This window comes from Martelella sp. UBA3392 (assembly GCF_002358775.1).
Lineage (GTDB): Bacteria > Pseudomonadota > Alphaproteobacteria > Rhizobiales > Rhizobiaceae > Martelella > Martelella mediterranea.
The window spans coordinates 590-11,468 of sequence record NZ_DEPM01000022.1; the positions used below are offsets into that span (position 1 = coordinate 590).

The following is a 10,879-nucleotide window of genomic DNA, read 5'->3' on the forward strand; positions in this document are numbered from 1 at the left end:
TTCGACTGGGTCGTGCCGTATAATGCGGGCGCCATCGAATACTACAAGGAAGCCGGCGTCTGGACCGACGAAATCCAGAAGCACAATGACGACCTCGTTGCCCGCGGCAAGGTTCTGCAGGATGCCTGGGCGACCATGGAAGGCGAAAGCGGCGACGGTTTTGCCGAGAAGTGGATGCAGGTGCGCGCCGACGCGTTGGAAGCAGCGGGCTTCCCGGCCTATTTCAGGTAAGAGAAGGCAATGTCCGAACCGGAAAAGATCTATCATGATGGCGAGACGGCCCCCGCCCGCCATCTTCCCGGTCCGGCGCGATGGGCGGTCAGGGTCTTCACCCTGATCCTCCTCGTGCTCGGCACCAACCAGACGTTCAATCTCGGATCGCATTTCGGTTTCACGATCCTCGAAAACCAGTATTTCTATCTCGTGCTGGCGCTCGCCATCCCGATGGTGTTTCTGTTGATCCCCGGCTTCGGCGGCAACACCGCCAGGGGGCCGGGCGTCATCGACTGGACGCTTGCCGCCGTGACCGTTTTCACGCTCGGCTATTTCGTCATCCATGCCTATGACATCGTGCTGTTCGGCTGGGAAATGTCGCCGCCTCAAACGGCGGTGATCTTCAGCGCGATCCTGTGGGTGCTCATGCTCGACGCCGGCAGGCGCGCGGGCGGGCTGATCCTCGGTCTGATCGTGTTGTTCTTTTCGTCCTATCCGCTGTTTGCCGACAGGATGCCGGGGCCGATCTCGGCGTTTTCGTCGCCGTTTTCCTATGTCGCCGCCTATCATGCGATGAGCCTTGAAAGCATGCTCGGCATTCCGCTGAAGGCGTTCGCCAATCTCGTGTTCGGCTTCGTCGTGTTCGGCGCGGCGCTGGAACATACCGGCGCGGGCCGGTTCTTCATCAATCTTGCCTTCGCGCTTCTCGGTCATGTCCGCGGCGGACCGGCCAAGGTCGCGATCCTTTCGAGCGGGCTGATGGGCTCGCTTTCTGGCAGCGTCGTCACCAATGTGCTGACCACCGGCGTCATGACCATTCCGGCCATGCGCAGGGTCGGCATGAAGGGCACGACGGCGGCCGGGATCGAGACCTGCGCCTCGACGGGCGGCGTGCTCATGCCGCCCGTCATGGGGGCCGCCGCCTTCGTCATGGCGGATTTCCTGCAGGTGCCCTATGCCACGATCGCGGTTTCGGCCGCCATTCCCGCCTTCCTCTATTTCATGGGCCTGTTCATCCAGATCGATGCGCGTGCGGCGCGTGACGGGCTGAAGGGCATTCCGGTCGAGGAACTGCCGAAGCTGAAGCAGACGCTGAAGGAAGGCTGGCACCATGTCTTCGCCTTCGGGCTTTTGACCTTCATGCTGCTGGTGATGCAGAACGAGCAATATGCGCCGTTCTATGCCACCGCCGCGCTGCTGGTGATCAACCAGATCGTCTCGAAGACCGATCGCTGGGGCAGGAAGGAAGTGCTGCACTTCATCGACTCGCTTGCCCGGCTGTTCGCCACGCTCGCCGCCACCCTTGCCGCCGTCGGCATGATTGTCGGCGGGCTTTCGATGACCGGCCTTGCGGCGACGCTGGTCAACGATCTGCTGTCGATCGCCGGCGACAGCCCGCTGCTGCTCCTGATCATGGGCGCGCTGACGAGCCTCGTGCTCGGCACCGGCATGACGGCGACGGCCTGCTACATCTTCCTGGCGGTGATGCTGGCGCCGGCGCTGATCCAGGTCGGGCTCGATCCGTTGGCCTCGCATCTGTTCATCTTCTACTGGGGCATGCTGTCCTTCATCACGCCGCCGGTGGCGCTCGGCGCGTTCGCCGCCGCATCGGTCGCAAACACGCCGCCGATGCGCACCGGCTTCGAGGCGATGAAGATCGGCAGCATCGTCTATTTCATCCCGTTCTTCTTCGTGTTCGATCCGGCGCTGATCGGGCATGGAAGCTGGGGCAATATCGTGCTGTCGGTGATGCTGGCGCTGTTCGGGGTGTGGATGTTCGCGGGCGGCATCCAGGGCTATATCATGGGCATCGGTCCGGTGTTCCGCGACAGCCCCTATGCCTGGGTCCTGCGGCTGCCGCTCCTGATCGGCGCGATCCTGATCGCGCTGCCGGGCGAGGCGATCGCAGGCATCGGCGATCTCGAACTGCTGGCGATCGGGCTTGCGGTGATGTCGCCGGTGGTGATCGCGGCGCTGATCCAGAACCGACGAGGGTTAAGCCCGACGGGCGCGGTGTGAACACAGCCTCCCAAGGCGAGCCGGCGGGGTCATGCCCGCCGGCTTTTTCGTGCGATGAGGCGCTACGCCGTCACCCGGCGGAGCGTCAGGTTGATCCGGCCGCCATTCTTCAGTAGCGTCGAGGTGCCGGGATAGGTGCGGGTGACGCCGTGGAAGGCGAGGCGGCTTTTGCCTGCAAGCAGCACGATATCGCCGCTCTTGAGCTTCAGCGACACCGCCTTGTCGGTCCGCTCGGTCCCGCCGACGCGAAACAGGCAGGTATCGCCGAGCGAGACCGAGAGCACGGGTGCCGCGAAATCGGCCTCGTCACTGTCCTGATGCAGGCCCATCTTCGCGGTATCGTCATAGAAATTGACGAGGCAGGCCTCGGGCGGACGTTCGTAGTCGGCAAGCATATCCCAAAGGTTCAGAAGGCTCGCCGGCATGGGCGGCCACGGCCTGCCGGTTACCGGATGGGTTGCCTGATAGCGATAGCCGCGCTGCTTGTCGGTGACCCAGCCAAGCGCGCCGCAATTGGTCATCCTGACCGACATCGGCTTGCCGGTGCGCGGCATGGTCGGCACGTAAAGCGGGGCCTCGGCGACGACGGCGCGGATTTCGCCGACCAGCGCCTCCTGGGCGGCGCGGTCGAGATAGTCCGGCAGATAGCGGAAGCCTTCGGGCAGGTCGTTCATCGCTCTCACTCGTCCGGCGCGGGCTTGCCGCGCATCTTCTTGATGGCGCCGCGCCCGGTCTTTGCCTTCAGCCGGCGTTCGATCGAGCCCTTGGTGGGCCTGGTCTTGCGGCGTCTTGGCGGCGGCGGGGCGGCGGCGGCGAGGATCAGTTCCTTCAGCCGCTCGCGGGCATCCTCGCGGTTGCGCTCCTGGGAGCGAAACCGGTTGGCCTCGATCATCAGCACGCCTTCCTTGGAGAGCTTGCGGCCGGCAATGCGCGCGGCATTGCGCTTGACCGTATCGGGCAGAGAGGGCGAGGCCGTGAGCGGGAAGAACAGCTGAACGGCGGTTGCGACCTTGTTGACGTTCTGCCCGCCGGGCCCGCCCGACAGCACGAACTGCTCGGTCAGTTCCCAGCCGAAAATCGTGATCCGGTCATTGATGAAAAGGTCGCTTGATGCCATGGCGGCGTTATCTCACGCCCGGGCCCGCCGCATCAAGTCCCGATGATTGGCAACTTGACCGCAAAACCGGGACGGATTAATGAAACGGCACGGTGAGGGACGCCGGCCGCCCGCAAGCACGCTGTGCTCTGGTGAAGTTCCCTTCAAACCGATGAGCGATGTTTTCAAACCTTGCGCATTCGCGTTTCAGGCAATGCGGGCACCGGAACACCAGACAAGCGAATGCGAAGGGAAGACTTCGCAATGCCCCATACACCACTCCCAGCCCTTGAGACGCTCAAGGATCAGGCGAAACGCCTGCGCGCCCGGCTGGCGCAGGAAGACCAGACCATCAGCCACTCCCGCGCGCTGGAACTGATCGCCGCGCAATACGGTTTTCGCGACTGGAACACGCTGCATGCCAAGGTCGGCAACCGGCCGCCGCTCAATCCGTGGATGCTTGGCGCGCGGGTCAGCGGCACCTATCTCGGTCATCCTTTCACCGCCGAGGTGATCTCCGTGCAGGCGTTGCAGAACCGGCCCGGCTATTACCGGCTGACGATGAAATTCGACGAGGCGATCGATGTGGTCACCTTCGAGAGCTTTTCGGCCTTTCGCCGCCGGATCAACTGCACCATCGACGAAACCGGACGCTCGCCGGCGAAGACCTCGGATGGACGGCCGCATGTCGAACTGTCCTGGTAGCGGACCGGGCAGATCGGCGCTGAAAACGAAAAATACCCGGGCAACCTGAGCCGCCCGGGTATTTCATGCACTCCTCCTGCGGAGCTAAAGCTGTTTTCAGGCCGCGGCCAGCACGCCCGGGGAAGCCGCCTTCACGCCGGCATCGACATGGTCCTCGAACTTGGCGAAGTTGGCGACGAACATGTCGACCAGCTTCTTGGCCTGCGCGTCGTAGGCGGTCGGGTTCGACCAGGTGCCGCGCGGGTTAAGGATCGCGGCATCGACGCCCGGCACCGCGACCGGCACCTCGAAGCCGAAATTGTCATCGGTGCGGAATTCGGCTTGCGCCAGACGGCCCGACAGCGCTTCGGCGAGCATCGCCCGGGTCTGGCGGATCGGCATGCGGCTGCCGGTGCCATAGGCGCCGCCGGTCCAGCCGGTATTTACCAGCCAGCACTGGACGCCGTGCTTGGCGATCAGGGCCTTTAAGAGATTGCCGTATTCGGTCGGGTGGCGCGGCATGAACGGCGCGCCGAAACAGGTCGAGAACGTCGCTTCCGGCTCGGTCACGCCCTTTTCGGTGCCCGCGACCTTGGCGGTATAGCCGGACAGGAAGTGGTACATCGCCTGTTCGGGCGTGAGTTTCGCGATCGGCGGCAGCACGCCGAAGGCATCCGCCGTCAGCATGATGACGGTCTTCGGATGCGGCGCGAGCCCGGTGCGCGAGGCGTTGGGAATGTAATCCAGCGGATAGGCGCAGCGGGTGTTTTCGGTCAGCGAGCCATCGTCGAAATCGGGCTGGCGGTCGGCGTCGAGCACGACGTTTTCCAGCACCGTGCCGAACCGCTTGGTGGTGGCGTAGATTTCGGGCTCGGCCTCCGCCGAAAGCCGGATGGTCTTGGCGTAGCAGCCGCCCTCGAAGTTGAACAGGCCCTTTTCGCCCCAGCCATGCTCGTCATCGCCGATCAGCGTGCGCGCCGGATCGGCCGAGAGCGTGGTCTTGCCGGTGCCTGACAGGCCGAAGAACACGGCGGCGTCGCCATCCGGCCCGACATTGGCCGAGCAGTGCATCGGCATCACGCCGCGTTCGGGCAACAGGTAGTTGAGCACGGTGAAGACCGACTTCTTCATTTCGCCGGCGTAGGATGTGCCGCCGATCAGCACCAGGCCGTTGACCAGATCGCAGGCGATCACGGTTTCGGTGCGGCAGCCATAGCGTTTCGGATCGGCCGAAAACGACGGCAGGTTGATGATCGTCAGCTTCGCCTCGAAATGTTCAACCGCATCGCGATCCGGACGGATCAGCAGGTTGCGGATGAACTGGGCGTGCCAGGCATATTCGCTGATTACCCGCGTTGGCAGGCGGTTGTCCTCGTCGGCGCCGCCGATCAGGTCCTGGACGAACAGGTCCTTGCCGGCGGCATGGGCCAGCATATCCGCCTTCAGAAGCGCGAAATGCTCCGGCGACATCGGCTTGTTGTTGTCCCACCAGATCTGGTCGCGGGTGGCGTCGTCGCAGACCACGAACTTGTCCTTGGCCGAGCGGCCGGTGTGCTGGCCGGTCAGCGCGCGCAAGGCGCCGCCCGCCGTCAGAACCGCTTCCCCGCGACGGATCGATTCCTCGCAGAGTTCGGCCGGAAGGAGGTTGTAATAGACTGATTTCAGGTCTTTCAGACCCGCGCTCTCGACCGGAAAGCTGCGATTGTAGATTCCATGCTCCGCCATGTTCTCGCCTTTCAAGGGAAATTCAATTTTTTAAAAACATATTAAATTAATTCGCATCCGACAACCGGGGAAGTCGCAAAATCTAATGAAATCAGTCATTTAATCGATTAAAGAAATTTCGCCTATGACGCATATATGAAAATTTCTCTGTTTTCTCATGACTTTAACCCTCCAAAAAGGCCGACGCTAAATCCGGTTTAAACCGCAACGGATCGGACGTGTCGGGCGGCTTGCCACAATTTGTTCCAGTTTTTTTCCAAGAAATGCTAGAAACAGGGAGTTGGTCCGCTTTGCGGCGGCCCTTCCAAAAAACAAATGCTGACAGGGAGTTCCCATGCAGACGATCGCTCTGGTCGATGACGACCGCAACATTCTGACCTCGGTGTCGATCGCGCTCGAATCGGAGGGGTACCGCGTCGACACCTATACCGACGGCGCGACCGCGCTGACCGGGCTTCAGGCCAACCCCCCGCAGCTTGCGATTTTCGATATCAAGATGCCGCGCATGGACGGGATGGAACTGTTGCGCCGCCTGCGCCAGAAATCCGATATGCCGGTGATCTTCCTCACCTCCAAGGATGAAGAGATCGACGAGCTGTTCGGCCTGAAGATGGGCGCCGACGATTTCATCACCAAGCCGTTTTCGCAGCGTCTGCTGGTGGAGCGCGTGCGCGCCGTGCTGCGCCGCGTCGCCGCCCGCGAGGCCGCCGCCAATGGCGTGAAGCCAGCCGATGGCGAGGCCAACCGTCCGCTGGAGCGTGGGCCGCTGGTGATGGACCGCGAGCGCCACACCTGCACCTGGAAGGGCGGCGCGGTCACCCTCACCGTCACCGAGTTCCTGATCCTGCAATCGCTGGCCCAGCGCCCGGGCGTGGTCAAGAGCCGCGACGCGTTGATGGATGCGGCCTATGACGATCAGGTCTATGTCGACGACCGCACCATCGACAGCCACATCAAGCGTCTGCGCAAGAAGTTCAAGATGGTCGATACCGATTTCGATATGATCGAGACCCTTTACGGCGTCGGCTATCGCTTCCGCGAGGCGGCCTGATTTTTCCACGATGACGACCGGCGCTCCGCAGATAGGCGGCCGCGCCGGCGTTCGCAGGACGTAGCGTGACGGACACAGCCAGCAACAAAGCGAAACCGGCCCGGCGTTGGCGAAAGCCCTTCGCCGTGATGCGCTGGGTGCTGGCCTCGACCGTGTTCTCGAGCCTCAACTGGCGCATCCTGTTCTTCAACCTTCTGGCGCTGTTCTTTCTGGTCGGCGGCATTCTCTACCTCAATCAGTTCCGAGAGGGCCTGATCGACGCCCGCGTCGAAAGCCTGCTGACCCAGGGCGAAATCATTGCCGGCGCGATCGCCTCTTCGGCCTCGGTCGAAACCGACACGATGACGATCGATCCGCAGAAGCTCCTGGAACTGCAGGCCGGCGAAAGCGCCCGGCCGACCGCAAGCGACGAGGATCTGCGCTTTCCGCTCAACCCCGAAAAAGTGGCGCCGATCCTCCGACGGCTGATCTCGCCGACCCGGACGCGGGCGCGGATCTTCGATCCCGACGCCAACCTCATCCTCGACTCGCGTTACCTTTATTCGCGCGGCCAGGTGCTGCGCTACGACCTGCCCGCCGCCAGCCAGGATGACGCCGAAAGCATCGGCGACAAGCTCGGCAACCTCATGAACCGCTTCCTGCAGCCCGGCAACCTGCCGCGCTATGAGGAGGCGCCGGGTGGCGACGGCTCGATCTATCCGGAGGTCATCAAGGCGCTGGACGCCCAGCGCTCCGCCGTGGTGCGGGTCACCGACAAGGGCAAGCTGATCGTCTCCGTGGCCGTGCCGATCCAGCGGTTCCGCGCGGTGCTCGGCGTGCTGCTTCTGTCCACCCAGGCCGGCGATATCGACGAGATCGTCCATGCCGAGCGGATCGCGATCATCCGTGTCTTCGGGGTCACCGCGCTGGTGACGATGATCCTGTCCTTCATGCTGTCCTCGACGATCGCAAGCCCGCTGCGCAGGCTGTCGGAAGCCGCCGTTAGGGTGCGCCGCGGCGGCCCGCGCGAGCGCGAGGAAATCCCGGATTTCTCGGCCCGCCAGGACGAGATCGGCCACCTGTCGACGGCGCTTCGGGAAATGACCACGGCGCTCTACGATCGGATCGACGCGATCGACAGCTTCGCCGCCGACGTCGCCCATGAGCTGAAGAACCCGCTGACCTCGCTGCGCAGCGCGGTCGAAACCCTGCCGCTGGCGAAAACCGAGGAATCCAAGGCCCGGCTGACCGAAATCATCCAGCACGATGTGCGCCGTCTCGACCGGCTGATCAGCGACATTTCCGACGCCTCCAGGCTCGATGCCGAGCTTGCCCGCGAGGATGCGGCGCGCTTCGATGTCGAGGCTTTGCTCACCGATCTGGTGAATATCTCGCGCGAAACCAGCAAGCGCCACAAGAAGGTTCAGATCGGCTTCACCGCCCATCCCGGCAATCACGGCAAGACCGCGTTCGAGACCTATGGCCATGATCTTCGCATCGGCCAGATCGTCACCAACCTGATTGAAAACGCCCGCTCCTTCGTGCCGGAAAAGACCGGCCGCGTCGACGTGGCGCTGACCCGCACACGGGCGCAGATCATCGTCACCGTCACCGATAACGGCCCCGGCATCCGGCCGGACGCGCTGGAGCGGGTTTTCGAGCGGTTCTACACCGACCGGCCCGACGGCGAGGCGTTCGGCCAGAATTCCGGGCTCGGCCTGTCGATCTCACGCCAGATCGCCGAGGCCCATGGCGGCACGCTGATGGCGGAAAATGTCACCGATACGGAGACCGGCGCGGTCAAGGGCGCGCGCTTCACCCTCACCCTGCCGGCCGCCACCGGCAAGGCGTCATGACCGGCGTGGTCAATCTGCATGCAACGGCGATCGTGCTCGGCGCGACCGGCATCCTGATCACCGGCCCGTCCGGCGCCGGCAAAAGCGCGCTGGCGCTTTCGCTGATCCGGGCGGGTCGGCTGCATGGCCTTTACGCAAGCCTCGTCGCCGATGACCAGGTGTTGATCTCGGCGTCGAACGGCAGGGCCGTGGCGGCCGCGCCGCCGGCGACCGCGGGCCTGATCGAAATCCGCGGAACGGGTCTCGTGCCGATCGATTACCTGCCTGAGGCGGTCGCGGATTTTGCGCTTCTGCCCGTCGATCCGGCCACCGCCGAGCGTCTGCCGGCGTCCGGCGAGAGGCTTGACCTTCTTCCGGGTCTGGCGCTGCCGCTAGCCCGCCTCGCCTGGCCCTCGCCCGATCCGTTTTCGGCGCTTGCGGCACTTTGCCCCGGGCTTGTGGAAGGGCGTCCCGCGCGCCCGCGCCTTGCCGACTGCTGATCGCTTTGGCCCGGCTGCGACTGATTTCATGTGTGATTTCGCCGTTTTGGCTTGCACTTCGCGCCCGCTTCGACAAGATGCGAACGTTATCGCCCCGAGAAGGAGCTTGGTGAATGATCGGACTGGTTCTTGTGACCCATGGCGGCCTTGCGGAGGAATTCCGTCTGGCGGTCGAACATGTTGTTGGGCCCCAGGATGCCATCGAGACGATTTCGATCGGCCCGGAAGACGACATGGACCGCCGCCGCGACGATATCGTTGCCGCCGTCGGCAAGGTCGATGCCGGCAACGGCGTCATCATCCTGACCGACATGTTCGGCGGTACGCCTTCAAACCTTGCGATTTCCGTGATGAACAACGGCACGATCGAGGTGATCGCCGGCGTCAACCTGCCGATGCTGATCAAGCTTGTGGCCGTGCGTCAGGAAAACGACATGGCAAAGGCGCTTGCCGAAGCCGAGGATGCCGGCCGGCGCTATATCAATGTCGCAAGCCGTGTGTTGAGCGGGAACTAGCAGGCCATATGGAAACCGTTACACGCCGCCTGACTATTCTCAACAAAAGGGGGCTGCATGCGCGCGCTTCGGCGAAATTCGTCCAGACCGTCGAGAAATTCGATGCCTCCGTCGCCGTCGCCAAGGATGGCATGCGCGTGGGCGGCACCTCGATCATGGGGCTGATGATGCTTGCCGCCGGCATCAACAGCACTATTGTTGTCTCAGCCGCGGGCGCGGAGGCGGAAGCGGCGCTCGATGCCATCGAGGCGCTCATCGCCGACCGTTTCGGCGAGGAAGGCTAAGCCCGACCGCAACGCGTTCCGCGCCGCGCCAATCCGGAAAAAAATGGATACCAGACATGACCATCAGAACCCTTGTATGGGGCGAGAACGTCCACGAGCAGACCAACAAGACCGTGGCCGAACTCTATCCCCGCGGCATGCATGCCGCCATCGCCGAAAGCTTGAACCGCAATGACGGCATCAAGGCGGACACCGCCGTTCTTCAAGACCCCGAGCACGGCCTGACGGCCGAGCGGCTTGCTGCGACCGACGTCCTGCTGTGGTGGGGCCATGCCGCCCATGGCGAGGTTTCCGACGCGGTTGCCGAGCGCGTCTGCGAGGCTGTCTGGAGCGGGATGGGCATGATCTTCCTGCATTCGGCGCATTTTTCCAAACCGTTCAAGCGGCTGATGGGCACAGCCTGCAATCTCACCTGGCGCGAAGCCGGCGAGCGCGAGCGGCTGTGGGTGACCTCGGCCAACCACCCGATCGCCGAAGGCGTCGGCCCGAGTTTCGAGCTTGAGAATGAGGAAATGTATGGCGAGCCCTTCGGCGTGCCGGAACCTCTGGAGACCGTGTTCGTGAGCTGGTTCCAGGGCGGCGAGGTGTTCCGTTCCGGCCTCACCTACAAGCGCGGCGCGGGCAATGTGTTCTACTTCCGCCCCGGCCACGAGACCTATCCGACCTATCACGACGCCAATGTCCAGCGCGTAATCGCCAATGCCGTGCGCTGGGCTTATAACCCGGCGCGCCGTATCGCCGAACCGACAGCCGCTCCCAACGTGCCCGTCGACAAGGCGCCGGAAAAGATCACCGAGCGCGGCGCCCGCCTGCATAATCCCGGCGAAGACGGTTTTCGCTGACCACGGAGACAGCCCCATGAACAAGACGAAGAAACCGGTACGGGTGCTGATCGTCGGCACCGGCGGCATGGCGCGCGTTCATGCCGAAGCCTTTGCCGAAATGGACGGCGTGAGCGTGGTGGCGGGCGTCGATCCG

At 63.7% G+C, this 10,879-nt stretch carries 11 protein-coding genes and 1 pseudogene; 9 read left to right on the forward strand and 3 right to left on the reverse strand.

Going from position 1 to position 10,879, the window contains the following annotated elements; translation table 11 throughout:
- Positions 1–231, forward strand: a pseudogene (locus B4E36_RS01855) (hypothetical protein); the annotation flags it as partial.
- A gap of 9 nt (positions 232–240) precedes the next feature.
- Positions 241–2,232 carry a TRAP transporter permease gene (locus B4E36_RS01860; RefSeq protein WP_292058125.1) on the forward strand — a complete coding sequence of 664 codons (1,992 nt, stop codon included), beginning with the start codon at positions 241–243 and terminating at the stop codon, positions 2,230–2,232.
- 62 nt (positions 2,233–2,294) lie between these two features.
- On the opposite strand, the gene B4E36_RS01865 is transcribed toward B4E36_RS01860, so the two are convergent.
- Positions 2,295–2,906 (reverse strand): alpha-ketoglutarate-dependent dioxygenase AlkB family protein, encoded by a 612-nt coding sequence (locus B4E36_RS01865; protein WP_292058120.1) that lies wholly within the window; start codon positions 2,904–2,906, stop codon positions 2,295–2,297.
- Positions 2,907–2,911: 5 nt separating this feature from the next.
- The gene (gene arfB, locus B4E36_RS01870) at positions 2,912–3,349 is read right to left on the reverse strand and encodes an alternative ribosome rescue aminoacyl-tRNA hydrolase ArfB (RefSeq protein WP_292058118.1); all 438 of its coding nucleotides are present in this window, start codon (positions 3,347–3,349) and stop codon (positions 2,912–2,914) included.
- Between the two features lie 243 nt (positions 3,350–3,592).
- On the opposite strand from arfB, the gene B4E36_RS01875 reads away from it, so the two are divergent.
- Complete coding sequence (locus B4E36_RS01875; protein WP_292058116.1) at positions 3,593–4,033, forward strand: glyoxalase superfamily protein; 441 nt, start codon at positions 3,593–3,595, stop codon at positions 4,031–4,033.
- 96 nt (positions 4,034–4,129) lie between these two features.
- On the opposite strand, the gene B4E36_RS01880 is transcribed toward B4E36_RS01875, so the two are convergent.
- A complete protein-coding gene (locus B4E36_RS01880; protein ID WP_292058114.1) occupies positions 4,130–5,737 on the reverse strand; it encodes a phosphoenolpyruvate carboxykinase in 1,608 nt (535 codons plus the stop codon).
- A gap of 334 nt (positions 5,738–6,071) precedes the next feature.
- Here B4E36_RS01880 and B4E36_RS01885 point away from each other — a divergent pair, with 334 nt between their 5' ends.
- The 6 genes from B4E36_RS01885 (at position 6,072) to B4E36_RS01910 (ending at position 10,743) form a co-directional block, all read left to right on the forward strand.
- Positions 6,072–6,788 (forward strand): response regulator transcription factor, encoded by a 717-nt coding sequence (locus B4E36_RS01885; RefSeq protein WP_018065320.1) that lies wholly within the window; start codon positions 6,072–6,074, stop codon positions 6,786–6,788.
- A 128-nt stretch (positions 6,789–6,916) separates the two neighbouring features.
- On the forward strand, positions 6,917–8,623 hold the full coding sequence (locus tag B4E36_RS01890) for a stimulus-sensing domain-containing protein (protein ID WP_414673709.1): 1,707 nt from the start codon (positions 6,917–6,919) through the stop codon (positions 8,621–8,623).
- Positions 8,620–9,102 (forward strand): HPr kinase/phosphorylase, encoded by a 483-nt coding sequence (locus B4E36_RS01895; protein WP_292058109.1) that lies wholly within the window; start codon positions 8,620–8,622, stop codon positions 9,100–9,102. Before B4E36_RS01890 ends, B4E36_RS01895 begins: the two co-directional genes overlap by 4 nt.
- Before the next feature lie 113 nt (positions 9,103–9,215).
- The gene (locus B4E36_RS01900; protein ID WP_292058107.1) at positions 9,216–9,617 is read left to right on the forward strand and encodes a PTS sugar transporter subunit IIA; all 402 of its coding nucleotides are present in this window, start codon (positions 9,216–9,218) and stop codon (positions 9,615–9,617) included.
- Between the two features lie 8 nt (positions 9,618–9,625).
- Positions 9,626–9,901 (forward strand): HPr family phosphocarrier protein, encoded by a 276-nt coding sequence (locus B4E36_RS01905; RefSeq protein ID WP_292058105.1) that lies wholly within the window; start codon positions 9,626–9,628, stop codon positions 9,899–9,901.
- A 56-nt stretch (positions 9,902–9,957) separates the two neighbouring features.
- Entirely contained in the window at positions 9,958–10,743 is a 786-nt protein-coding gene (locus B4E36_RS01910; protein WP_345899912.1) for a ThuA domain-containing protein, read from the forward strand.
- Positions 10,744–10,879: the final 136 nt, after the last annotated feature.

What these genes read in the sequence shown, in the direction of transcription:
- B4E36_RS01860 (WP_292058125.1), top strand. Translation starts at nt 241, where the DNA reads ATGTCCGAACCGGAAAAGATCTATCATGATGGCGAGACGGCCCCCGCC.
- B4E36_RS01865 (WP_292058120.1), bottom strand. Translation starts at nt 2,906, where the DNA reads ATGAACGACCTGCCCGAAGGCTTCCGCTATCTGCCGGACTATCTCGAC.
- arfB (WP_292058118.1), bottom strand. Translation starts at nt 3,349, where the DNA reads ATGGCATCAAGCGACCTTTTCATCAATGACCGGATCACGATTTTCGGC.
- B4E36_RS01875 (WP_292058116.1), top strand. Translation starts at nt 3,593, where the DNA reads ATGCCCCATACACCACTCCCAGCCCTTGAGACGCTCAAGGATCAGGCG.
- B4E36_RS01880 (WP_292058114.1), bottom strand. Translation starts at nt 5,737, where the DNA reads ATGGCGGAGCATGGAATCTACAATCGCAGCTTTCCGGTCGAGAGCGCG.
- B4E36_RS01885 (WP_018065320.1), top strand. Translation starts at nt 6,072, where the DNA reads ATGCAGACGATCGCTCTGGTCGATGACGACCGCAACATTCTGACCTCG.
- B4E36_RS01890 (WP_414673709.1), top strand. Translation starts at nt 6,917, where the DNA reads ATGCGCTGGGTGCTGGCCTCGACCGTGTTCTCGAGCCTCAACTGGCGC.
- B4E36_RS01895 (WP_292058109.1), top strand. Translation starts at nt 8,620, where the DNA reads ATGACCGGCGTGGTCAATCTGCATGCAACGGCGATCGTGCTCGGCGCG.
- B4E36_RS01900 (WP_292058107.1), top strand. Translation starts at nt 9,216, where the DNA reads ATGATCGGACTGGTTCTTGTGACCCATGGCGGCCTTGCGGAGGAATTC.
- B4E36_RS01905 (WP_292058105.1), top strand. Translation starts at nt 9,626, where the DNA reads ATGGAAACCGTTACACGCCGCCTGACTATTCTCAACAAAAGGGGGCTG.
- B4E36_RS01910 (WP_345899912.1), top strand. Translation starts at nt 9,958, where the DNA reads ATGACCATCAGAACCCTTGTATGGGGCGAGAACGTCCACGAGCAGACC.